Raw genomic sequence first — 22378 nt, forward strand, 5'->3', positions numbered from 1 at the left:
CTCAGCCCTGCTTGGGCCGCAGGTGGGGGACGTGCGAGTTGAGCCACTCGAGGGCCACGTGCGTGGCCTCACTCACCACCGCGCCGTGGCGGACGGACACCGAGGTGAGGGCCAGGGTGTGGGCGGCGACTTCGACGTCCTCCGGCCGGCAGCCGTAGTGCTTGAGGCCCTCGGCCATGGGGCGCACGGCGGGCAGGGTGCCGTAGCGCCAGTAGTGCAGCTCCAGGTTGCAGGTGTACGCCTCGGCCTCGTAGCGGGCGCGCGCGGAGGTGCTGGTGAGGTAGGCCAGCTCGTAGCTGGGGCCCTCCTCGTCGTGCTGGACGACGTGCTGGTGCTCGTGGACGCACACCACCACCTGGGCCCACAAGTCCCACCCCCCCTTCGGCACGCCCACCTCGAAGGGCAGGTAGAGGGTGCGGCCCACGGTGGTGGCGTACTTCTCCAGGAAGCGCTGCCTGTCGAGGATGCCCATGCGCTGCAGGGCCTCGGCAGCGAGCTGCATTTCGAGTGAGTCCGACTTGCGTGCCGTCTTGGTTCGCAGGCGCGACTGCATGTGCTGGTAGAAGGCCCACACCTCCGCGGGCTGAATGTCGCGCTGGAAGAGGCCGCCCACGCCAGGCAGGGACTGGAGGTAGCCCTTCACAGGACACCGCCTTCCTCGGTGCCGGCGTCCACGGTGGCGGGCAGGCAGGTGTGGCCGGCGACGCCCTCCTCGTTGACGTAGGCGCACGTGAAGCCAGCGTTGCTGTGCTCGCTGACCGCGTCGCAGTCGGCGAGCACCTGCCAGTTGCCGTCGCCGTTGCAGACTTCGGCGACGTTGCCAGCGCAGCGCGTGGACACCGGCGCGCAGCCGTCCGGCGCGCGGCAGCGGGTGAGGAGGGCGGTAGCGAGAAGAGAGGTGAGCAGCAGTGCTTTCATGCGAGTCCTCGGACTTGGGGCCTGTCGTTGAAGGTGACGAGCAAGAGATTCCGGCGAGGCCTCCGGCGGTGGAGTCCGAAGCCCGTGGGGCGCGCCTCCGTGACGTACAGCCCGGGAGGCGTCCTCACGGCCTGCACGAGGGCGCCTGAGACGTCGTAGAGCGCGCCCAGCCTGTCGCTGGGGCGGATGAGGGCGTCGCCCGTGGCCGCGTCCACGAGGCCGAGGCGCTCCAAGTCGCGGAAGTGGAAGACGAGTTCGAAGCTCGTGCGGGGGCTGTTGCCGGAAGGAGTCATGCGCAATGACTCAAAGGCATCCGGCTCCACCTGGCAGGGGACACGCACAGGCGGAAATTCGCGGCGGAAGGCTTCGGCCAGGCCGTCGTCGTCCGCGTCCACCAGCACCGGCTCGCGGAAGTCCGCGTCGTACCCGCTGGCATGGGGGCCCGGGCTGGGGCCCGCCATGGCAGCGGTGTCCAGGCGGTGCAGCTCCGCCAAGAAGGGGAACACGAGTCGGCCCCGCATCAGACGGCTCCGGGCAGTGAGGGCTTCACGTAGGGCGAGAGCAAGAGGTCCACTTCCGGCTCGCCGGTGAGAGGTCGCACCACGGGGCGGACAGTGTCGAGGCGGTAGCTCTGTTCGCGCGTCCTCTCCTCCACCACGCGCCAGCGCGTGCGCTCCTCCAGGGAGGCTTCGTCCGCCAGCGGCGAGAGGCTGCGCAGGACGAGGAGCATGCAGGCGCGGCGGACGGCGGGCGGCGTGCGCCCCTCCGGCGCCCCATCCGCCTCGGTGTAGCCCCACCGCGCGCCCACGGTGATGTTGCCCTCGCCGCGCGGGAATACACGGCCATGGCGAAAGGTGAGGCGAGGCCCGTCGAAACCCGGCCCCACGGGGGCACCCACCACGAGCAAGCGCTCCCTGGAGAAGGACACGTCCTCCCCGTGGAGCGCCAGGCGGTAGATGCGGATGGGCGGCACCGGCAGCCAGAGAGACGGAGTGCCGCGCCCGTCGAAGTGCAACGTCGCTGAGCGCGGCTCGAAGTGCCACCCCGTCACCTTGTCGATGGTGCGCGTTGCCTCTTCCAGGAGGACGGCCAGGCGGGTGTCGCCCGCCATGGCCGGTGTGACGCCCTCGGCGCGCATGTCGGCCACCGTGGCGTACACGTCAGTCCTTCTCCCGCTTGGCGCGGCGCGTGTCCTTCTCCTCGCTGGCCTTCGGGATGTCCTCCGTCGTCAGCGTGCCGGCGGGCCGCGCTGGACTCAGCTTCAGCTCGTCGCTGGCGCTGCGCTTCACGCGGGCCTCGTCGGCCTCGGTGGCATCGAGGGCCTTCGCCTCGGCCTCCGTGGACACGTCGAAGGCGAGCGGCGAGTAGGTGTCGCCGGGCAACTGGTGCACGGTGCGCAGGTAGTCCGCCACCGGCTTCTCCACCCGGTACCAGCCGCGCTCCTCTTGGAACTTGATGCCGGCATACGTGTAGCGCCGCAGCACGTGGCCCCGGCGCGCGTCGTAGGCCTTCAGTCGGACGAGATAGGTGTTGTCCATGGTGAGCCTCACAACTGCACGTTGATGGCCTTGGCCGTGCCGGACTCTTCGGCGAATCGCGCGTCGAAGCGCAGGGTGGCCACCACCTTCAGCGTGCCCTCGGAGATGTCCCGCGCGGACTCGATGCGAATCTGCCGCCAGATGCCGACGTGGATGTTCTTGGGGTTGGTCAGCAGGATGGCCGTGCGGTCATTCGTCGCGCCGAGGTTCTCCGGCCAGAGAGGAATCGGCCGCACCGGGACGCCCGAGTAGAGGACCGGCGCATCGCCCTCGAGGAACTTGTCGCCGACCGCCGTTGCGCGCTCCGCGAGCGTGCTGCGGTAGTCCAGGTCCGCGTCGACGCTGGTAAGAGGAACCCCATGCTGCTCTTGTCGCGCAGGTGCTCCGACGGCAGCGACTTGAGCAGGTCGCCCAGGACGTCCTTGGAGATGGGCGCGCCGGCCGCGTCCACGACGTTGGAGGTGGCCTGCTTCAGCACGCCGTCCATCGTGGCGAGGAAGGGGTCCGCCGAGGCCGTGTCCCCGTTGACGAGGATCTCCTCCATGTCGCGGCTGATGGCATCCGCGAGCATCTCCATGAGCGTCTGCCGCAGCTCGCCGCGCTCGATGGAGTCCTCGAGCACTTCGTCGGAGAGTCGCACTTCGCCCTTGAAGAGCTTGGCGTCGAGCTCCACCTGGGAGAGGTCGGGCTTCACGCGCTGGGTGGCGGGGACAGCGGTGGCCTCCTGGCCCGGGCGGAGGATTCGGCTGCCGAACTTCAGCTTGGAGAACTGCTGCTTGGGGGCCGCCATCGGGACGACGGTGCACTGCTGCAGCAGGACGGATTGCTTGATGAGCAGGCGCAAGAACTTCTGCGCCTGCGCGGGCTGGAGGACGCCGCCGCCGGCCGTGAGGTCGGCGAGGGCCAGGTCCGCCTTGGCCAAGAGGGTGCTGTTGTCGAGACGACTCATGGGGATTCCTTGGGCGTTGAGGCTTCCTGGTGGCGGGTGGGGACGTCAGACGTCGTGGAAGGAGAGGGCCTTGTCGACGCTCTCCCGGTTGAGGGGCTTGTTCATGTCGAGGGGCCAGCCGACGTCCTCGACGGCGGGCTTTTGCGGGCGCTCCGCGGGGGCGCTGCTGTTGGGCAGGCCGAACTGCTTCTCCACGCGGCCCAGCCGCTGGTGCTGCTCCTTCACGGAGCCTTCCAGCGCGCGGACGGCGTCGGTGAGCCTCGTCAGTCCTTCCATGACGCCGGAGGCGTCGGGGCTCGGCGCGGGCGGAGTCGGCTGAGGAGCCGGCACGGGGTTGGCGGCCTTGGCGCGCGCCTCGACGTCCTCCTCGTCCTCGGAGTCGTCCTCGTCCTCCAGCGCGTCGGCCAGCGCGCGCAGGTGCTGGGCCACCTCCACCACGCGCACGCCGTCGATGCCGTCCGTAGAGGTCAACGCCTCGACGAGGGTCGTCACCGCTTCGAGGGCCTGTTGGGCCGCGGCGAGGACTGCGTCATCGGCCTTGGAGGTGTCCGAGGTGGCGCTGTTGGCACCCTCGGGCGGCGAGGTGTCCTGGGAAGCGTCGTGCATGGTGTCTCCGTCTCGCTTCACCAAGAGGAAGCGGTGCTTGTTGGCGGCCCTGTCCACGAGGGACACCTCCTCCACCACCATGTCGACGAGGCGGTGGACGGAAGCGGGGCCTTGGTTGGTGCTCGTCATGCGGCCTCCGGCTGGGAGTCAGCAGCAGGTGTGTCGGAACGAGGCGGCTTGGTGGCAGTGGAGGCCTCGGGGAGACGGCGCGCGGTGCCGCCAATCGAGAAGCCCGTCAGTTGCCCGTCCTTCACACGCCCCCAGAGCTCGTCGGAGAGGACGCGCACGGCGAGAAGCCAGGTGCCCTTGCGCACCGGCACTTCGCCCAAGGAGAAGTCGACGGGAGCCAGGTAGCTCTCCAGCACCTTGACATGCGAGTTGACGCGCATCTGGTGCATGAGGCCCAGGCCCCCGAATTCCTCCATGAAGCGGTGCGCGGCCTGACGAATCTCCGCGGCGGAGTAGATGTCGCCTTGGGCGTCCACCGTCTCTGGCTCCAGGACGACGCCCAAGACGTACCGCTCGTCGTCGGGCTCGACGCCCTTGAGGAGCGGCTTCGTCGCGAGGAAGGAGGCGGTGTCGGGCGACTCCTCCGGCTGCCAGTCGTCCACCGTGAAGTCCGGGCCACCCTCCATCGCCTTCGCGGCGGGCTGGTAGTTGGAGACGAGGAGCTGCGTCAGCACGGAGGAGCCGCCCACGCCGCGCATGGCGGCGATGGTGCGAGGCGTCCGGATGCGCTTCACCACGAAGCCGGAGCCCTTCAGCATCCCGGGCAGCTTGCCCCGGATGCCGTACGTCATGAGCCAGCGGCCCTTGAGCGACTTGAGGGTGTTGTAGAAGCGCTCCTCGTCGAAGTCGCCCTCGCCGACGTCGACGTTGTAGCCAGGGTACGGAGGGTCGAGAAAGAGGACGGTGTCCTTCCCGTCGTACTTGCGGACCACCTTCTCGTAGTCGCCGCCGTACACCTTCACGTGCTTGAGGCGCGGGGCGAACTGCTCGATGCGGGCGAGCGTCTTCGCCTCGACGCCCATGCTGTTGGGGCTGACGCTGCGCCCGCGCAGCTTCCCGTAGGAGAAGTGCGTCAGGTAGAGGAAGCGGTGCAGGCGCTCCACGTCCCCCTTCGGCTTGGAGTCGAAGAGGCTCTTGAACGTCTTCTCGTCGCCGACCCACGGCAGCTTCTTCAGCTTGGCGAGGCCCGCGGGCGTCAGCTTCTGGAGGAGGTGGTATGCGTCCGCAATCTCCGGGTCCGCGTCGTTGATGGCCTCGACGTCAGAGGGCTCCTTGGCAAAGAGGACGGCAGCGCTGCCGGCGAAGGGCTCCACATACGTCTTGTGCGGGGGCAGCATCGCCACCAGGCGCTTCGCCAGGCGCTTCTTACCCGCCGGGGAGCCCCAGATGGTTTTTTCCACCGGCTCACCCTGGAGGGACTCCAGGACATGCCGGGCCCGGGCGAGGGCCTTCGTGAGGGCATTACCCATCGCGCAGACCCTCCGGGTCGAAGCCCCACGACAGCTCTCCCGAGGTGGGGAGATTGAGGTCGCGAGGCCAGACGACGGACGTCGCCTCGGCCTTGGCCGTGGAGGTCGACTCCTGCGTCGTTGCATTGCCCTCCGTCGTCGGAGGTGAAGTGGGGGTCGGTGTCGAGGTTGCCTGCATGGCGTTTCGCCTCCGGAAGAGACAAAGGCCTGCGACGCGAAATCGGGGACATCACTAAGTGACGGCGAGCGTCGTTGTGCGGCAGAAGCCGTGGTACGGCGGGAAGCCCACGCCCGCGTCCGCGAGCTGCCGGTCCGAAGCGAGGGCGCGGAACTCGCCGACGTCGTCGCGGGTGCCAGCGGCGGAGCGGAGCACTTCGGCCAGGCGCGTCTCCTGGCTCCCTCGGTTGACGTAGAGGAACGCGCGACCGGTGTCTGCGTCCAGGCGCTCGCGCACCCAGGGCAGCTCCTGCTTCACGTCCTCCGGCCGCTCGAGTGACTCGACATGCTCGAAGCGCTGGAGGGCATCCGCCACGGCGAACGTCTTGCCGTGGAGGAAGCGGCACACTTGGGTGGTGGCCTCGTCGAGGACGGCCTCGATGCGGTAGCGGCGGATTCCGGCCTCGGCGTAGCTGCTCACCTGGGCGAAGGAGCGCCCCTGGCTGACGAAGTGGCTTGCCACCACCTCCCAGTAGAAGGGGGCTCGCTCGATGAGCGCGCCGCGCGCAGCCCGCTCCAATGACTCGGCGATGTCGCTTCTGCCGAGGCCGGCCTCCAGCCCCTCAGCCACGAGCCGCCGGGCCTCCTCGCCGAAGGCGTCCAGCCGGCGCCCGTACTCGTCCCGCACGAAGTTGCCCTGGGTGCGGACGATGTGTTGGGCAATGCGCCTGTCGACAGCGTTGAAGCGGGCGGCGAGGGCGAGGCCTTGCTCGCGTCGGGCATGGCTGCGAGTGGAGGCCACCACCTCCTCGGCTGCGTCGCCGAGGGGCGCCTGGATGCGAGAGGGGATGGCGGCTGTCCGCCGGCCGGCTGCCTCCAGGGCCTGGGCGACGAGGCGCCTGCGCTGGACTGCCGTCGTTGTCCTCCAGTCCACGTCGAGGACGGCCACCGCCTCCCGCATGGCGTCCACATCCGCGCGCCCGACGGCGCGGCGGAGGCGCGCGGCAATCAGGGCCACGGCGCGGTCCATGCCCGCGGCGGTGCCGACGTCCAGGGCCTTGGCCACCGGCTGCCGCAGGACGTCTCCAAGGAGAGTGTCTGCCACCGCCCGTGCCTCGTGCAGGAGGAGGAGGCTGTCAGCGGGGGCCGTGCACACGGGGCGCCTCCTGCGTCACCAGCTCCACGGGGTTGCGGCGCCTGGCGCGCACCTCGACGCCAGCCGGAGTGGGGGAGAAGACGACGTCGTGGCTGGCCGCGCACTTGTCACACAGGGCGAAGACGAGGAGGCCGTTGCGCCACAGCGTCGTCGTCTCCTCCAGGGGGCCGCGCCTACGGCACATGCGGCACTCCAGGACGCCGCGCTCGGCGTCGGCCTGAGCCTGGAGCACCCACGCGCGCTGGAGCTGCTCGGGCGTCATGTGGACTGCCCCGAGAACCAGGTGTCGAACTCCTCCTTCGGCACGGGGACGCGCTCGGTGTCCATGTACCGGCGGGCTAGCGCCAGGCGTCCTTGGGCCAGGCGCTCCTCTTCAGCCCGAAGCTCCTCTCGCAACCCCAAGAGGCGTTTCGCTTCGCCCACCAGCGAGCCCTTGTCCGTCCGGGGCTTCAAGTCTTCGACGCCTGTTTGAATGCCCGCGAGCGTAAGGGTGATGGGGCGCTTCACCCAGTCGTCCCCAATCTTGCGGAACTCCCTGTGGAAGATGTCGCCGGCCAGGTGGCGGCCCTCCTCGGGAGTCAGCACACCCACGCGGACCAGGCGCTCCACCATCTCCGTCATTCGCTCCGGGTCTCGGGTCGCAGTCGTCTGGCTGCGGAAGCGCCAGAAGCGCACGCCCATGTCCGCGAGCACCTTGCGGTTGAGGAGGAAGTCGAACTCGTCGCGCTCGGGCTGGAAGACTTGGTCCTCGGCGAAGCGCAGCTGCGCCTCCGCCACCGAGCGGTTGAAGTCACGCCCGTCGCCGCGCAACAGCGGTGGCAGACGGAAGGCGCTGCCCACCTTGTCGATGTTGCGCTGGTCGTACTGCTGAAAGAGGGCGTCCTGCTGCTGGGCCTCCGTCAGGGGGCGCAGCTCAATCTTAGCCCGGCCCCCGTCGCCGGTGCCGGCGCCGTCCGCCTCGAGGATGAGAATCTTGTGGAAGTTGGCCTTGCCCTTGAGGTTCTCCTCGATGAAGCGCTCGATGCGCGGCACTGAGGCGTCAGAGAGCCTTCCGCCCGAGACGAGCAGCGCCAGGGGCGGGACGGACTTGTTGTTGAAGTAGAGGTAGTTGACCTCCTCCATCTGCCGGGAGCCGAGGACGGACAGTAGGGTGCCCACCCAGCGAGGGATGCCGTAGGGGGAGCGCGGCGAATGGATGGCGAAGTGGATGAGCTCCGTGGCGGGGCCGTCCGAGGCGTCTGCGGACTTGAGGGCGGTGACGTCCTTAAAGGCGCGGCCGGTGAGGCGGGAGATGACGCGCGAGTCCCCGAAGGACTTGAAGTACACCCGCTCGCTGCCCTGCACCTGGATGTAACGGCGCAGGCGTCGGCGGGTGGTGACGGTGTCGAAGCTGACGGCGGAGATGCGGACGCGCTCGCGCACCTCGACGGCCTCCTTGTCGAGAGGGAGGAGCCGCACCGTGTACGAGGGGACGTAGACGAAGCGGGCGATGTCGCCCTTGCCGTCGCGCAGCACCTCCCAGTACGCGTTGCCCGTCACCTCCAAGTCATGGCGTGTCCGCCTTCGAAGCTCGACGAAGCTGGAGTCGAAGCAGCAGAAGTCAAAGAAGGACTCCAGGCGGGCCTTCTCAACCCGGGCCTGCTGACGAACCTCCTCCTCATGCGCGGCGACTTCCTCGTCCGAGGGGCGTAGGGCCGTCCCTGAAGGCAGCGTGCCCGCGTCACGCGCGGACAGACGCTCCAGGGCCATGGCGTCGGCGACCTTCTCCCTGGCGCCGTCGGCGTCGAAGTCGATGGCGGGCTCGAAGCGGAAGCCAAAGCCGTCGATGTTCGTCGCGTAGGCGTCGACGTTCTGCCTCAGCGAGTTGGAGTGCTCGACGAGGAGGCAGAGCGCTTCCGGCTCATATGGGGGCTGGAGCGCACCCGCGTCGGAGAAGGCCAAGGCCTCCTCTCCGCCAGGACGACTGGCGGGCTCGTCGACACGGGCGCCCACCACCACTGCCTTGAGGATGTCCTGGAGGCGCTCCTCAGCCTGGTGGACTTCCGCAGGCACTGTCACGGGCGGTCCTCCACGTAGGCCAGGAGGCCCATGGGGGTGTGGGAGACGGCGCGGACGCGCTGGCCGCGCGCTGCCAGCTCTGCGTGCAGCGCCTCCAGCAGGCCGTCGTGGGTGCTGGCCTCGACGGTGAACTCCGGCCCGGGGCGTGCCGCGCCCGAGGGGGAGGAGAGGACGAAGACTCTGACGACGCTCTGCACACGGGCCTCCCACACGAAGAAGAGGCAAGGCGCACGGTGGGAGGGGGGCCCCCTGCGTCAGGGGGCGTTGGGAGCCGCACGCCTTGCCTCCAGCGAAGACAAAGGCTTCGGGCCCGATTTCGGGGACATCGGGTGGGAGTGCTTTGCGGGTGTGTCGAGACGAACTGCGACACGCCAGGGCGGCTCGTCGCGTCGTCGATGGCGAAAGCGCTGTAGCCCTTCAGCTCCGAGGAGACACCATGGACACCTACCGCGTCGCCAGACTGCCCGCGCGCCTGCGCGGCTTCGCACTGCCGGACACGAGCCTGTCACCCGAGGGTTATGTCGAGGCGGGGGACTACCTCGTGCTCGAGGAGAAGGCTCGCCACCCCACGCCCGACACCGACTACGCCCGGCTGGTGGCGCCGCAGTTGAGCGGGCTCGACATCTGGGTGTGCACTCGCTGGCGCACGCAGCGCTACGCGACGCTCGTCTCCCAGGAGCGCGCGCCTGCCATGGACCGGCTGTCATTCGCCAATGAGCCGCTGGCCGTCTCGGAGGAGCGCCTCTTCGCACTCCTGGGGGCGTTCCTCGACTACAGGTACGACGCGAGCCGGACGTACTACCCGTGGGCGTTGCCCGGCGTCCGTGTCCCGTTGGCGCCGCCCCGGCTGAACAACTGCTGCACCTTCATCGAGGCCCTGCTGGTGAAGGCCTTCTCCGAGGCGCATGGCGCGGCCTTCTCGTGGGACATGCGACGCCACAGGCAGATGATGATTGCCTCCACCCAAGACTACTTCTCCCCGGTGACGGCAGCCGTTGAGTCTGGCATGGCCCTGCTGGCGCCGTCGGCGGATGTTCCACCCCACCCCTGGACACTCATCCAGGGGTGGCGAAGCCAGTGGGGCTCCGGGCACACCTTCCTTGCCGTGGACCACCACGCGGAGACGGACAAGGTGCTGGTGCTGGAGTCCAACGCCGCCTTCGGGCTCGACGGCGTTGGCTACCGTGGTCTCGGCAACCTGCGGGACGTCGGCCTCCAGCCGCCTGCGGACTGGTGGACGCGGAGCGAGGTGTGGACGTGGCGCCGCATCTGCTCGACGTACCCCTTCCGGCGGCAGGGCTGGTTGAAGGTCAAGGCTCGCTAATACGGCGCAGCTAGGCACCTTTTCGTAATTTCTGCATTTGAGAAATCGTCTTTCGGAGTCCCCGCGCTACGTCGGTAAACGCTGTGTCGCTATCAGACCATGAGGTAATGGGCTTAGCGTCCTTGGGGAGGGCTTGTAGTTGGCCAAAATGCGCCGTGTTCCAGTCGCAAGCGCGCAGAATGATCGGAACCACTACTGCGGTGCCCTCTGCGTGTCGCTCCATGGCGCGCTCCATTTCGGTGGCGAAGCAGTACTCAGAGGAGATGAAGTCGGCACTGATGAGGAGCAAGATTACGTGGGCGGACTCGAGATGACGGTCGATTTCGGTCGCCCATTGTTGGCCCGGGACAATTTCGCGGTCGTGCCAGAGGTGAATTAACCCCTCTCTCCGCAGTAACGATAGGTGCTTTTCTAGCTCCTGTCGGAGGGGCTCGTCTTTGTGGGAATATGAGATGAAAAGGTCTAGGCCATCGGTCACGTTTGCCTCGTCGCTGTCGGTGTCTGAGTGGGGGAGCATTTCCTTTAGGGTGCGCGTAGTGTTGATGGCCGCCTCGAGGAATTGGGTGCTGTCCGTATCCAGCGCGTCGAGTTGCTTCAGAGTTGTGTCGCGCTGTTCGAGCGACATGCGCTGGGCCTGGACTGCCTCTTCTAGTGTTTGACGGTAGAACTGAAAATACTCTCGCAGCCTTTGGAAGTATTCGTCGATGCCGTCTTTGAAATCCGTTGCGAGGAAATCGTCGAACTTGATCGCGATCTCCTCCACGCTCTTGTGGACGGCTTGTTTTGTGTAGTGCGAGACTTCGTCAAGATGTATGAGGTGCCGATCTTTGGTTTTTACGGAGTATGTTACCTCGTGTTCCCATAGCCAAAGGGTGTACCAGCGAAACTCGCGCCGCGACTGGGTTACTATTTTTCCAGGCTCAAATTTCGTTAGATGGTGGGCAAGGCTGATTTTTTCGAGAGGGTTGGTTAGCTTGGGACGCGGAAATTCGAGAGGTACGTCGAATTGCCGTTTGATGCGTTCTGCCGCTCGTTGAAGGATGGGGCGCGTCTCGGTGGTCAGGATTTTCTCAAACTCTCGCCGAGTGCTGTCGACTCGACGAGTGGTCGCCTCAAGTGCTTGTTCGATCTGTGGTCGAATTTTGCTTAGGGCAATGTCAACGGCGTAGTTTGCAAAGCCTTGCGCGTCGACCTGGGTGTCGAACTCAACGATTTCCGAGACACTGTCGTGTGGAATCCCTAGGTGTCGAGCGACAAGTCGCTTGCCGCGCTTCAAAAATCCCTGGAGCGCCGAGGCTTCGCTGTCTTCCTTGCTTTTGAAGACAAGTCGGATGTCTTCTTCGATGACGGGCTGAAGTCTCCTCCGAAGAAGTTTAAGGTGCTCTCGAAGGTCCTGTTCGACCCCTGCGAGTCGAGCGTCGACGCTGCGTCTGCTCTCTTCAAGGCTCCTGAGCTCTCGATCAAGGTTGGTAAGCTCAAGTTCAATTGTTGATGCGCTCGCACGAATTGCTCGGTGTCGCAACCGTGCGTCGTTGCGGAGCGTTGTGAGATGGGAGCGCGCTACGGAGAGTGCGACTTGCAGCGAACGAGGTGCTACTTCCGCAAGTAGTCGCTCAATCGCTTGGGTAAGGAATGTGTCGAAGCCGGAACGAGCCCATAGCTTTTGCGCGCGCTTTGCAAGGCTGTCGTCTGTTGCCTCCTCAAGGTCATCCTCCCATTGCGTTGCGCCGAAAACGAGCGGGGCGAGGGCAGTGGCTGCTGGCCATTTACGGAGACTGCTTCGATCTGTGGCGATATCTCCGTGCTCGCGTAGATAGTCGGCGGCTCGAAAGGCGTGCTTTGCAGAAACTTCGAAGATCCGATTGGCTGGCAGTGGCTTTCTGAATTTCAAATGACCAGCGATGAATTGCCGGACCTGGTCGTCGCTCATGCCCTTGTTGTCGCGCTCGTCGATTTTGTTCACGATGACAAAGATGTTTTCTTCGCCGACAATTCGCGCGACAGATTGCACCTCTTTGCTGACGAGTTCTGCGGCTTGGGTGTTCAGTTGAGTGAAGTCGAGTACCAAGAGTACGAGTGAAGTTTGTGCGAGCTGCTCGGAAACAATTTGCCCGAGCAAGTGATGCTGACGTGCCTCGTTCGGCCCCGGCGTATCCACGATCACGAGCGTGCCGCTGCGGTGTTTTGAGATAGGTGAGGAGTTTAGGAATTTTGCGTTGATGCGTGGGAGTTCAAAATCCTTGATGCCGATAAGAGAGTTTGGTCCATCCAGGAGTGCGGCTGCTCGGAATAGATCGTTGATTTTGAGTAGAGTGCTTTGTACGGAAGTGATGCCAGAGAATTTTGATGCAAAGGGGGCAGTTGGATGCTTGCCCAGTTCTTCAAATAGTGACTGGACCTCGGGATTCTCCGGTGCGAGGTCTTTGCTGGCTGCAAGTCCGCGTGATAGGACGGCTTGGTGAAGTTTCTGCCACAGTCCCCTGAACTGACGGAGTGTGGGCTCAGGGAGAGTTAGTATGTAATCGGTGGCGTGTGGGTCGTCCGCTATTTCTGTTGGGATGCTCGTCATTGCCGAATTTCTTGTCGGCAGTATTCCTGCTCCCAGGATCGCGTTGATGATTGTGGACTTCCCGGCTTTGATGGGGGCGACGATTGAGAGTCTCAGTTCAAGGGCTGCTACTTTTCGTCGCTCAAGACTTACGATCGAGGTGAGCTGCTTATAGAAATCGGGCTTATTGAGCCAACTCTCGCCTCTTTGCAGAAGCTGTTCGACTGCTTCCAATAGGTGTATCGTTGATTGTTGAAGCTCAGTGATTGAAGCTGTTCGCCGGGAGTCGGGTGTGTCCATGTTCTCGGTGAATTTCCCCCTGCTGTCGGCGACACGTAAAGCTCAGATTGCGGCGACTGGTGAAGTCCATTAGGACTCCCCTCCTAGAGCGATGTGGTTTTTGGTGGCGCAGTGTGTGTGGTGCGCGGCGTCACATGGGGCGCAATGGGTAGGGGCAAGCGGGGAGTCATCCCTTTTTGCGCCATTTCGTGCCTGGCGCGGAATTGGTTCGCGTCGAAGCCTGCAGCGCAGGGCCTCTTGTTGATTCTGGGCACTCATCCAGGCCTGGTGTCGCCAGTGGAGCTTGGGCCACACATTCCTCGTCGTGGACTTCCTACCGGAGACGGACAAGGTCCTGGTGCTGGAGTCCAACGTCGCCTACGGGCTCGACGGCGTCGGCTACCGTGGCCTCGGCAATCTGTAGGACGGCGGCATCCAGCCGCCTGCGGATTGGTGGACGCGGAGCGAGGTGTGGACGTGGCGCCGCATCTGCTCGACGTACCCCTTCCGGCGGAAGGCTTGGCTGAAGGTGAAGGCGCACAAGTTGCTGCGGCGTTGATTCCTCTCTGTTTTGTTCACAAGGTGCAGGGATTGAGGGGATTGCTTCCTCAAAGTCAGCCAGTTCCCTGGGCTTGGCGGACCGTCGTCGGCTGGCTGGACTTGCTATGGTCCGGCCAGTCCGGTCTCGGCGGGCGTACTCTCCGCCGGGCTATCTTTGTTCGATCACGACGAGGCTTTATGGAGGGGAAACTTATATGCCAAGGTCGTCCACATATGAGAGGACCTTCTTTAGTACGTACTGCTGTATGTGGCCGGGAGTGAGTGTGTTTTGGACATCATCCCTGCCGTCTGGTATTGGTTCGCCTGTGGTTCTCCATGTTGGCTCCAGGCATATGATCCCTCTTCCATCGAGGCGAACCTGGACATCTGGTTTTAGGTTGCTGTCAGGTAGAGATTGTTTCTCGGAAACGATCTCGCACACTACTTCGTCCACTTTTAGCGTGTGGTCAAGAAGTGCTCCGAGCGCCTTGTTTAGTGATTTGTCATCTTTGGCGGCGGACTGCTGTAGCCGATTGTATTCTGTCGCAGTTGTTGGATCGGTGGCTTTTGGTGCGCCTGTTGTCGCCGACGTGAAATCAAGAATGGCCCGGTAGAATGCTGTTGAACGCAGTGCCTTTGCCACTTGGTCAAGTGCCGCGGTCTTCAGATTTAGTGCCGATTTGAGTGCGTCAGGGCCATAGATACGCACGGAGCCGAGTGTGACATTTGGAGGCAGTACGAATACTCGAACATCGAGTAGGGTCATCAGATACGCCATGCGTTCTCTGCGTTTCTTCCATTCCTTCAGGTAGGCGGCATCGAGGTTGGGGTCGTCCAGGTATCCTAGGAGCCGCCGAACATCGACCTCGTTTCTGATGCCATGCGTTAGGACTGTAACTGTGGTATAGATCTCCTTGGCATCGTCGCCTGCCAAGAGAATCCACACACGCGGGACAACTCGTTCCTTTAATACATCTCCGGTGAGGCTATTGATCTCGCGGGAGCGAACCTGGAGCCTTCCGTAGAACTCAGCGATTGTTTCGGCTTCGCGTATGATGGGTTCCGCTTCTGCACGCGTAATGCCGAATGTCTCGAGGGTGCGGCCGCCATTGAGCGTCTGTGTTGTGATGTCGGCTGTGTCGTAAAAGTACTGTTTCTCTAGTCCAATAAATCTGAAGGTTCCCTTGGTCGCGACGTCAACAATGCTGTCACGGCCAACTTCCCACGCGGTTCGTGCATACTCTGCTGCCTTGGCTTCATCCGTAATAGGCCAAAGAAGCACTATCCCACCCTCTGCCTCGCGAAATAGAACACGGAGGCTCTCAAAAAAAGCACGTACCGTGTTGTTGTCTTCTTGCGGATTGTCCCGGCCGAATAGGACATAGAATGCACTCTCAGTTGTGCCTGCGCGGTGCTTTCGAAGGTGGTCCGCTACGTCTGAGAGTTGAATCGCGGCAGGCAATTCGTGAACTGGTGCCCCTGCGTAGAATACCGGCAAGGTACGCAAGAACGTTGTTTTTCCAGAGCCTGATAGCCCCAGGACGAACTCGAATCGGCCAACGCCCTGATCTCTTACTGCGCGGAGTAAGTCCTCGGCGCGACGAGTAGCAGTGTCCACCTTTCGTACAATATTCTCGAGAGGAACCTTCTCTGCAATGGCGACCTCGTGGAGCTTTTCGAAGCGAGCCGGTAAGACCAACTTCGGGAGAGGGACTCCGCGTGGTGTGTCCATAGGGTGCCTGACTGTGCCTTTGGGATGCGCTGGAACGCGCGAGTTGGTAGTTTTGGAGCAGCAGTTCGGGCGCGCAGGAGTGATGGCGCCAGGGCGTCTTGTTAGATGTCGAAGGGCCGTTGGTTGCGGCTCAACGAGTCCTACCCTTCAGCGTAGCAACTCAGCACATAGGCGGCAGGCGGCAATCCCCCAGGAAGAAGCTACATCGCTTCTTGTGTCGGTTGGCCGAGAAGCGTTAGTCCTTGTCCTTGTGGTGGACCTGCTCGCAGTAGGAGCAGCGGCCATGATATAGCTCTCCGGCGAGGTAGACCTCCGACCACGGCATCTGCTCCGGACATTCGGAGCAGACTGGCGGTTCTGGGGCCTCTCCGAGCGCTACGGTCTTCGCCCTATACTCGGGAAAGCGTTGCTGAAACCATTCGGTAACTCCTGCGATGAGAGCGTAGTGCTGCTTATTGGTGAGATCTCGCATCGAACCATCAGCAACGACCTTTTTGGCAACGCCTCCGGACGCACCTTCGAGTTGCTCACCTGCAACTAGCTCGCTCAAGAACTCGACAAACTCCCCCACATGGCACCTCCAGCAGTTGCGCCCAACTCTACACGCACTCTTCGCGCGTCCTCAACGGGAAGCACAAGTCGTTCGCGACCTCAGCCAATCACCCGCACGCCGATCTCCCCGCTACCTCCTCGCTCGGGCCCCCGCTCGCGCTGGCATGCGAGGGCAACGGCCCAGAACTTGTCCGCATGCCCGCGGTTGGTGCGCTCGGCGTCGAAGGACACCTTCCCCGAGGGCAGCACGCGGCGCTTGATGGAGTGAATCTGCCCGACAAGCTCACGCTGGCGCGGCAGGGTGACGTCGCGGCGCTGGAGGAGAATCTTGAAGTCGGTGGCCCAGCGCTCCTTGGCCTCGTTGGTGAAGCTCTCCTCCACCACCTGGGGGAAGTCGCGGGCGAGATTCTCCGCGAGGTTCATGCCGATGCCGCTACGGTCGACGGAGAGACGCGCCACGGGCAGGACGGAGAGGAGGCGCCGCAGGTGGGCCTCTTGTTCCGCGAAGGGGACACCCTCGAAGCTCTTCAACATGCGGCAGGTGAAGCGGCCCTCCGCTTCTTCGAAGACGGCCAGCTCGGAGCGGTCTCGCGTGCGGCCCACGTCGAAGCCCGCCACCAGGCGGCCCTGGGGGACGGGCACGTCGGAGGTGTCCTGGGCCAGCGGCAGCTCGTCGGTGGTGCACGGGAGGATGAGCTCGTAGGGCAGGAAGCTGTAGGACTCGTCGACGTAAAAGGCATTCGAACTCCTGCTGGAAGTCCTCCTGCGGCAGGGAGTCGAACTGCTCGGTGAGGACGGGGCGCCCGAAGCGCGCGACGCGCTCCTCGGTGGACATGAAGGGGGCCTCCACCGAGGCGCGCCGCACGTCGAGGGAGAAGAAGCGGCACAGCCACCAGGGCACCTGCTGGCGCGTGTGGTGAGGGTACTTGCGCAGCTCCTGCGAGGCGATTTCCCAGAAGATGCCGCGCCGGCCCAGCGGGGTGCTGCAGCCCGTGAGCTGCCCGTGCGAGCGGAGGATGAGTGCGGTGCTGCCCGTGTAGACCTCGCGGTCGTTCACGTAGTGGGCCAGCTCGTCGAGGTACGCGTCGCCCCGCTTTCCTCGCGGAGGCTTGGAGGGCACGGAGATGATGCGCGAGAGGCGCCGGCCCTTGGCGTTGGACTCGAAGGCCAGCTCCGTCTTGGCATCAGTCACGAGCCTCTTCTGGTAGGCGAGCGGCAGCTCCTCGTACACCTGCCGGGCGATGAGCACCTTCTCGACGGCGTCCGACAGGTTGTAGGAGACGAACACCGCGGTGTGGCCGTCACGCAGGTGGCAGCGGGCGAGGGCCTCGAGGGCGAAGAGGAAGGAGAAGCCCACCTGGCGGCTCTTCGCCACCCAGCGGAAGCGAGAGCGGTTGTCCAGCAGGGCCTGCTGGTAGGGCTCCAGCACCACCGGCTCGCTGTCGTAGTGGCACAGGCCGGAAATGAATCCGGACTCGGTGGCCAGCCACTGTGAGAGGTCACCCTCGGTGCGCTTGACGATGCCGAGCGTCACGCTGTCCTCCTTCATCCGAGACCGACGGTCATCGACGAGGAACGCGCGGCATCCTCCAGGACGCCGAGCACCTCGGCGCGCCAGAGCAGCTCGCAGGCGGAATGTTCATGGTGGGAGAGGGGGACCGCCTCGGCGTACCCCCAGCCCGCGTCCGTCAGCTCCCACGCGCCACTCGCGGCTTGCCGCTGGAGACCGCACGCCTCCAGGCGGAGGTTCATCGTCTGGATGGACAGCCCCACCTTCTGGCCGAGCTGCGCGGCGGTGAGGTGCGCGGGTCGCTTGGCGGCGGCAGACAGCCCCCTGCGATGGGGCTCCATCGTCAGCCCCGTGTCCGTGTGGATGGCGTCAAGCGCGCGGGCCGCTGCCAGCTCCGGCGTGAGGCTCGGGATGAACGAAGCGAGCGTCCTGGCCACTTCCAGGTGGGCCAGCACCAGGTCCTGGAGTGGTGAGACGGGGGCCAGGCGTGGCTGTGGTGACGGAGCCCCTGACGCCGTGTGGCTGCCCGCCTTGCGGTGTGCCTCGAAGTTGAAATGGGCCAGCGGATGCACAGCGACTCCTCTCGGGGAAAGGCCGAGGCCGCGCGGGGCCCGGCTCAAGAACGCGCAGCGTGGTTAATGACTTGTCTTGTTGGGACGACAGAGCGCGTATGGCCGCGTCCTCTTCACGAAGGAATCGCCATGTCTGCCTATGCCGCTGTCGTCCGAGCACCCCGCACTCTCACGGAGAAGGAGGTGGCGCGGCTGCTGCGCGCCACGGGGGAGCACAAGGAGGGATTCAGAGACCACTGCCTGTACAGCCTCGCGCTGGCCTCGGGCCTGCGTGAGCACGAGCTGGTGGCCCTCAACATCGGTGACATCTTCGACGAGCGCGGGCGCGCACGCCGGCACGTGCTGCTGCACATCTTCAAAGGCTGCCGCCGGCACCCGCGTCCCCAGGAGGTTGTCCTCTCGGACACGGTGCGCGCGAAGCTGGAGAAGCTGCTGCGGCTGAAGCGCTCGCAGGGGCACGACGTGGAGGCCCAGGCTCCGCTCTTCCTGAGCCGCAAGGGCCTGCGCCTGTCCACGCGGCAGGTGCGCCACGGCTTCGGAGTCTGGCAGCAACGCGCGGGCCTGGAGAGACATCTCAACTTCCACAGCGTTCGCCACACCGCGTGCACCGGGGTGTACCGGCGGACGAAGGACATCCGCCTCACCCAGCGCTTCGCGCGGCAGCGCAGCATCGACTCCACGGTCATCTACACGCACCCCTCGGACGACGAGCTGGTGCGCGTGACGCAGGACTTGCCCTGCTGATGGGGAATGCCGCCTCCGCGCTGAGCGTCCACGAGAGTCCCTGGTTGGGCCGGGGTGCCGCGCGGAGGCGGTGAGGGGCGGACGTGCGCAACGCTCGCGCATGCCGCTCCAGGCGCCGCCGCCGCAGCCGGCGAAAGTGAACAGCGCGAGGCGTTCACTTACCGGGCGCAAATGAATAGGGGCGGGGTGTTCACTTTTTCGGGGGTGCCCCTCTCGAAAAGGGCCCCAGGTACACGCCCCGGCGGCGCACCCCGCACGAAAGATCGCACCACCCCCCACCCTGGCGTCAGAGGTAGGCGAGGTAGGCGTGCTGGCGTCGTCGGTAGGCATGGTTGCGCCCGGCCGGGTCCGGCGGTGAAGGTGAGTGGGGACGAGCTGGGCCGCGCGTTGGGCGGCTGGTGGCGCGAACCTGCGGAAAGCGGCAATCGGCCTCGGCGCTTCGGCCCTTCATGAGGGCTCGTAAGCGCGCGAAACAGCGTGGGGGGCGTGGCGGCGAATGGCCGCCTTTACCCATTTCCGGCCATTCAGCCCGGCCCTGGTAACGGCACGCGCGCCCAGGTGCGCGCGGGGCGGAGTGTGGGAGCGCGGAGGGCTTGGTTCGGAGTCGTGGGGCTCACGAGGAGGACAAAGGCCTGCGGCCCAAAGCGCTGGGGGACACGCGCGCACGAAAGGGGCGTCACGCGGCGACAGGCGCGGCGCGCGGGCTGACCGGGGGCGCGCGCCAGATGGGCCACGCGGCGGCCAGCGGGGCTTCGGCGGGGAGGGGGCAGGTGGGCTGGGGAAGTGAACGGCGCGCTGTCGTCCGGCCCGCTGGACGGAGTGTGCTTCCAGGCAGGAGTTCTGGCCAGAACTCGTACCGCGGCGCTCGAGGACATGGTGGCTGTCCGCCCTAACCTCGCGAAACTACGAAGGCTGTGGCACCAGGCGTGTGCATCCGCGCGCCAAGCAGGAGCTCCACGGGGAAAGTGACCAGGCTCGGCCTGGCCCGGCGAAAGTGAACGGCTAAACTGAACGCGAAAGTGTCCGCGTTCACTTCCTGGAGGGCGGTCTCAAGCGCGTTTGGCGGGGGATCACATTAACGTGGGTGTAGTCGTCGATGGGGTGCTCCAGGAAACTGGGCCTTATCTTCCGTAACCCGCTGAAGTGGTGGGGGGGCTGCTCTTGTGATATTGTTTTGATTTGAGGGTTGATGGAGGGGCTTGCGATTCGTCGCCACGGAAATGGGGATGGTGATGCGTAAAGCTGTGCAGCATCTAGTGCCGGAGTGGATCTTAAACGCGTTGCTGAGGTGCGCGTTCTTTGCACTGTTCTTTCTGGTAGCGTGGCAGATAGCAGGAGGTCGGAGTGAGGAGCCATTTCGAGCGCTTGCTGCGTTGATCCCGTGGATGATGGGGCTCTACGGTGTGTCCGAAGCTGCTTCCCTCCTTCTCGTTTGGTGGGATGGTGTGCGGGAGGATGCGCCGAAGCATGAAGTGGCAGTGGATGCCGCAATGAAAATGGCATCGGCTGAGAGAGCTGCGGCGCTTGAGGTTGCGGAGGCGCAGGTGGCAGAGTTGGCGGCCGCGCTGAGGGAGGCCGCAGATAAGGAAGCCGCGCTAACGGCCGAGCTTCGTGCTGCACTAGAGGCGGTTGCTGCAAAGGAGCGCGCAGTACGGGAATCTGCGATGAGGGAAGCTGCGGCTCGGCTAGCTGCGGCAAAGGAGGCGGAAGCTCAGGCGCCTCAGTCACCGACCTCACTGCAATCTGCACTTGGCGTGCTGTCGCAGGACGAGCTCGTGGTCAGTGAGATCGCCAAGAGGTTCATCGAAAGCTTGGCGCCCCTGGTGCAGGCGAAGCCGCCAACGCATGAGTTCGTCGAACTGGTCAGGGCTGAGACTGCCGCAGCGCTGGAGAAACTGAGGCACGCTACACAACAGGTGGAGATGGGGTCGACTGGCGAAGTCCAGTCGAAGGAGCAGTGGAAATGAAGCCGCTCTATAACTTGCTTAAGGGCGGAATCGGTGCGTCGGTGGGGGCGGTCCTTGGTGGTATTGTCAATGTCGTCGTGTTCGTCGTTGCTCCGGATGCATACAAGCAGCTTGTTGTCGACGGCATGACCCCGAACGTCTTCTTGGCGATGGGCGGTGCCGTTGGTGGCATGGTCGGATTGCTGCTAGCTGAGTGGCTGAGCGCGTCGGCAAAGCCTGAGATTCTTGCGGTAAATGTTGATGAGCTTGCGAAGCATTTGACGTCTGCGGTGGCAAAGGCGCGAATGGAGGGCATGCTCCTGCAGCACTACTACTCTGTTCTGGGGCTCCAGCGAGCAGCAGTCGAACTCGATGTCTATGCGCGCGCGAAGAAGCAGATGAGAGATGCGGCCCTCTCCGCTTTCATGGAAAAGCTTCGGTCAAATGGTTCGGACCACGCTGAAGGCTTGAGGAAAGCTGCCGAGGGAATCCTTCCCAGCTCAGTGCATGCTGCAGAGCAGGATGCTGCGGCAAAGGATGCTGCGGCAAAGGCTGCTGCGGCAAAGGATGCTGCGGCAAAGGATGCTGCGGCAAAGGATGCTGCGGCAAAGGATGCTGCGGCAAAGGCTGCTGCGGCAAATGTAGCGAAGGCTTTGAATGAGGGCGGTGTCACGGAGCCTCCCCGGCGGTAACGTTCGGATGCGGCCATTGCAGGTCGATGGGCTATGCGGTCATCTTGGACTCGTCTACTCAAGTTGGTGACGACAGTGGCTCCCGTATTCGCCACCGTACGTAGGGGGCACGACATCAGAGCCCGGATGGGTCGAGCGGCGCAGGGCGGGCTCTTCAAGGCAGGGTATGTTCCCTGCTGTCGCACCTCGGGACGCCGATGGCCTCGTTACCGCTTTCTACCTCCGCGTCCACCTCGCCGCGCTCGGCGGGCGTCGTCTCCCGCGCGGCGCGCAGGGCCTGTGCGTGCCGCGCCTGCAAGCCCTCCAGCGAGAAGGTGGCGTGCAGTTCCTGGCGAGAGTCGGCGCCGCCCATGACGAACTCCTTCAGGCGCACCATGGTGTTGAAGTCGGTGGGGTTGTCGACGCGCACGCGGCCTTCGGCGAGGGCCTCCTCGAATCCGAGGAGGTAGCCGTCAATCATCTTCAGGGCGTCGTCCTTGGAGACGGCGATGGCGGTGGCGCGCAGCTCGATGAGCTTCTGGTCCGCCTTGGTGGCGATGCGCGTCTTGGCCTCCTCGCGACGGCGCAGGCAGTTGTGCTCCTTGGCGTAGTTGGCGACGAGGGAAGTCGCGACGCCGAAGCGCTCGGCCAGCTCGCGGTACGAGGCGTAGGACGTCATGGTAGAGCCGTCGGGGAGCGCCTTCACGTCGCCGAAGACGAGGGCGCGGTCCAGCTCCTGGCGCGGGAGCGCGGGCTCCTCGGACTTGCGGGGGCGGCCCGTCTTGCGCTTCGCGGGCGGTGGAGGCGTTGGCGCCTCGGGATGTTCCTCCATCTCGGGTGGAGGTTGCCCCGCGAGGAGGCGTTTGCGGCGGCCGAGGCAGTCGTGCTGCTGGGCGTACTTGGCAACGGCGCTGTGGGCGACGCCGAAGCGCTCCGCCAGCTCGCGCAGGGAGGGGAAGCGCCGCTTCACACGCCCTCGTGTGGTGGGCACTTCCTCGCCTTCCACGAGGAGCCGGTCCACCTCGCCGTGAGGCAGCCGGGGGCCCTCAGCTTTGGTGGGGCGTCCCAGCTTCTTGAGGGACTTCTTCTGGCCCATGCCTT

At 64.9% G+C, this 22378-nt stretch carries 23 protein-coding genes and 1 pseudogene; 4 read left to right on the top strand and 20 right to left on the bottom strand.

Annotated elements, in window-relative coordinates:
- Position 1: 1 nt before the first annotated feature.
- The 14 genes from AC6JA9_RS08600 to AC6JA9_RS08665 are packed head-to-tail and all read right to left on the bottom strand — an operon-like array spanning position 2 to position 9056.
- Positions 2-643 carry a hypothetical protein gene (locus tag AC6JA9_RS08600; protein ID WP_497959435.1) on the bottom strand — a complete coding sequence of 214 codons (642 nt, stop codon included), beginning with the start codon at positions 641-643 and terminating at the stop codon, positions 2-4.
- Complete coding sequence (locus AC6JA9_RS08605) at positions 640-918, bottom strand: hypothetical protein (RefSeq protein ID WP_046711603.1); 279 nt, start codon at positions 916-918, stop codon at positions 640-642. Before AC6JA9_RS08605 ends, AC6JA9_RS08600 begins: the two co-directional genes overlap by 4 nt.
- Positions 915-1439, bottom strand: a complete 525-nt coding sequence (locus tag AC6JA9_RS08610) for a hypothetical protein (RefSeq protein WP_497959436.1) — start codon at positions 1437-1439, stop codon at positions 915-917. The genes AC6JA9_RS08605 and AC6JA9_RS08610 overlap by 4 nt, the downstream gene beginning before the upstream one ends.
- Positions 1439-2077 (bottom strand): hypothetical protein, encoded by a 639-nt coding sequence (locus AC6JA9_RS08615; protein ID WP_497959438.1) that lies wholly within the window; start codon positions 2075-2077, stop codon positions 1439-1441. The genes AC6JA9_RS08610 and AC6JA9_RS08615 overlap by 1 nt, the downstream gene beginning before the upstream one ends.
- Before the next feature lies 1 nt (position 2078).
- The gene (locus AC6JA9_RS08620; protein WP_497959439.1) at positions 2079-2456 is read right to left on the bottom strand and encodes a hypothetical protein; all 378 of its coding nucleotides are present in this window, start codon (positions 2454-2456) and stop codon (positions 2079-2081) included.
- A gap of 8 nt (positions 2457-2464) precedes the next feature.
- On the bottom strand, positions 2465-2692 hold the full coding sequence (locus tag AC6JA9_RS08625; protein ID WP_497959441.1) for a hypothetical protein: 228 nt from the start codon (positions 2690-2692) through the stop codon (positions 2465-2467).
- A complete protein-coding gene (locus AC6JA9_RS08630; RefSeq protein ID WP_497959443.1) occupies positions 2626-3405 on the bottom strand; it encodes a phage major capsid protein in 780 nt (259 codons plus the stop codon). The genes AC6JA9_RS08625 and AC6JA9_RS08630 overlap by 67 nt, the downstream gene beginning before the upstream one ends.
- Positions 3406-3450: 45 nt before the next feature.
- Complete coding sequence (locus tag AC6JA9_RS08635; RefSeq protein ID WP_497959445.1) at positions 3451-4140, bottom strand: hypothetical protein; 690 nt, start codon at positions 4138-4140, stop codon at positions 3451-3453.
- Positions 4137-5489, bottom strand: a complete 1353-nt coding sequence (locus AC6JA9_RS08640) for an XkdF-like putative serine protease domain-containing protein (RefSeq protein WP_497959447.1) — start codon at positions 5487-5489, stop codon at positions 4137-4139. Before AC6JA9_RS08640 ends, AC6JA9_RS08635 begins: the two co-directional genes overlap by 4 nt.
- Positions 5482-5667 carry a hypothetical protein gene (locus tag AC6JA9_RS08645; protein WP_497959449.1) on the bottom strand — a complete coding sequence of 62 codons (186 nt, stop codon included), beginning with the start codon at positions 5665-5667 and terminating at the stop codon, positions 5482-5484. Before AC6JA9_RS08645 ends, AC6JA9_RS08640 begins: the two co-directional genes overlap by 8 nt.
- A 54-nt stretch (positions 5668-5721) precedes the next feature.
- The gene (locus AC6JA9_RS08650; protein WP_497959451.1) at positions 5722-6801 is read right to left on the bottom strand and encodes a head morphogenesis protein; all 1080 of its coding nucleotides are present in this window, start codon (positions 6799-6801) and stop codon (positions 5722-5724) included.
- The gene (locus tag AC6JA9_RS08655) at positions 6782-7063 is read right to left on the bottom strand and encodes a hypothetical protein (RefSeq protein ID WP_408891566.1); all 282 of its coding nucleotides are present in this window, start codon (positions 7061-7063) and stop codon (positions 6782-6784) included. Before AC6JA9_RS08655 ends, AC6JA9_RS08650 begins: the two co-directional genes overlap by 20 nt.
- Complete coding sequence (locus AC6JA9_RS08660) at positions 7060-8859, bottom strand: phage portal protein (RefSeq protein WP_497959453.1); 1800 nt, start codon at positions 8857-8859, stop codon at positions 7060-7062. Before AC6JA9_RS08660 ends, AC6JA9_RS08655 begins: the two co-directional genes overlap by 4 nt.
- Positions 8856-9056 (bottom strand): hypothetical protein, encoded by a 201-nt coding sequence (locus AC6JA9_RS08665; protein ID WP_497959455.1) that lies wholly within the window; start codon positions 9054-9056, stop codon positions 8856-8858. The genes AC6JA9_RS08660 and AC6JA9_RS08665 overlap by 4 nt, the downstream gene beginning before the upstream one ends.
- Before the next feature lie 239 nt (positions 9057-9295).
- Between AC6JA9_RS08665 and AC6JA9_RS08670 the strand changes: the two genes are divergently transcribed.
- Complete coding sequence (locus AC6JA9_RS08670; RefSeq protein ID WP_497959457.1) at positions 9296-10183, top strand: hypothetical protein; 888 nt, start codon at positions 9296-9298, stop codon at positions 10181-10183.
- A gap of 10 nt (positions 10184-10193) precedes the next feature.
- Here AC6JA9_RS08670 and AC6JA9_RS08675 read toward each other — a convergent pair whose 3' ends face one another.
- The 5 genes and pseudogenes from AC6JA9_RS08675 to AC6JA9_RS08695 form a co-directional block, all read right to left on the bottom strand.
- On the bottom strand, positions 10194-13031 hold the full coding sequence (locus AC6JA9_RS08675) for a TIR domain-containing protein (RefSeq protein ID WP_497959459.1): 2838 nt from the start codon (positions 13029-13031) through the stop codon (positions 10194-10196).
- A gap of 730 nt (positions 13032-13761) precedes the next feature.
- Positions 13762-15282: a hypothetical protein gene (locus AC6JA9_RS08680; RefSeq protein WP_497959460.1), complete on the bottom strand. Its 1521-nt coding sequence runs from the start codon at positions 15280-15282 to the stop codon at positions 13762-13764.
- Positions 15283-15933: 651 nt separating this feature from the next.
- Positions 15934-16386 (bottom strand): annotated as a pseudogene (locus AC6JA9_RS08685) (terminase); the annotation flags it as partial.
- On the bottom strand, positions 16268-17383 hold the full coding sequence (locus tag AC6JA9_RS08690) for a terminase large subunit domain-containing protein (RefSeq protein ID WP_497959461.1): 1116 nt from the start codon (positions 17381-17383) through the stop codon (positions 16268-16270). The gene AC6JA9_RS08690 and the pseudogene AC6JA9_RS08685, both read right to left, overlap by 119 nt.
- Positions 17380-17916 carry a hypothetical protein gene (locus tag AC6JA9_RS08695; RefSeq protein WP_497959462.1) on the bottom strand — a complete coding sequence of 179 codons (537 nt, stop codon included), beginning with the start codon at positions 17914-17916 and terminating at the stop codon, positions 17380-17382. The genes AC6JA9_RS08690 and AC6JA9_RS08695 overlap by 4 nt, the downstream gene beginning before the upstream one ends.
- 129 nt (positions 17917-18045) lie before the next feature.
- Here AC6JA9_RS08695 and AC6JA9_RS08700 point away from each other — a divergent pair, with 129 nt between their 5' ends.
- The 3 genes from AC6JA9_RS08700 to AC6JA9_RS08710 all read left to right on the top strand — a co-directional run bounded on the left by AC6JA9_RS08700 (position 18046) and on the right by AC6JA9_RS08710 (position 21298).
- Positions 18046-18660: a tyrosine-type recombinase/integrase gene (locus AC6JA9_RS08700; RefSeq protein ID WP_497959464.1), complete on the top strand. Its 615-nt coding sequence runs from the start codon at positions 18046-18048 to the stop codon at positions 18658-18660.
- 1199 nt (positions 18661-19859) lie between these two features.
- Positions 19860-20627: a hypothetical protein gene (locus AC6JA9_RS08705; RefSeq protein ID WP_497959465.1), complete on the top strand. Its 768-nt coding sequence runs from the start codon at positions 19860-19862 to the stop codon at positions 20625-20627.
- A complete protein-coding gene (locus tag AC6JA9_RS08710; RefSeq protein ID WP_497959466.1) occupies positions 20624-21298 on the top strand; it encodes a hypothetical protein in 675 nt (224 codons plus the stop codon). The genes AC6JA9_RS08705 and AC6JA9_RS08710 overlap by 4 nt, the downstream gene beginning before the upstream one ends.
- A gap of 154 nt (positions 21299-21452) precedes the next feature.
- Here AC6JA9_RS08710 and AC6JA9_RS08715 read toward each other — a convergent pair whose 3' ends face one another.
- On the bottom strand, positions 21453-22373 hold the full coding sequence (locus tag AC6JA9_RS08715) for an AT hook motif domain protein (protein WP_497959467.1): 921 nt from the start codon (positions 22371-22373) through the stop codon (positions 21453-21455).
- Between the last annotated feature and the right edge of the window lie 5 nt (positions 22374-22378).

It is taken from the genome of Myxococcus sp. MH1, assembly GCF_059738865.1.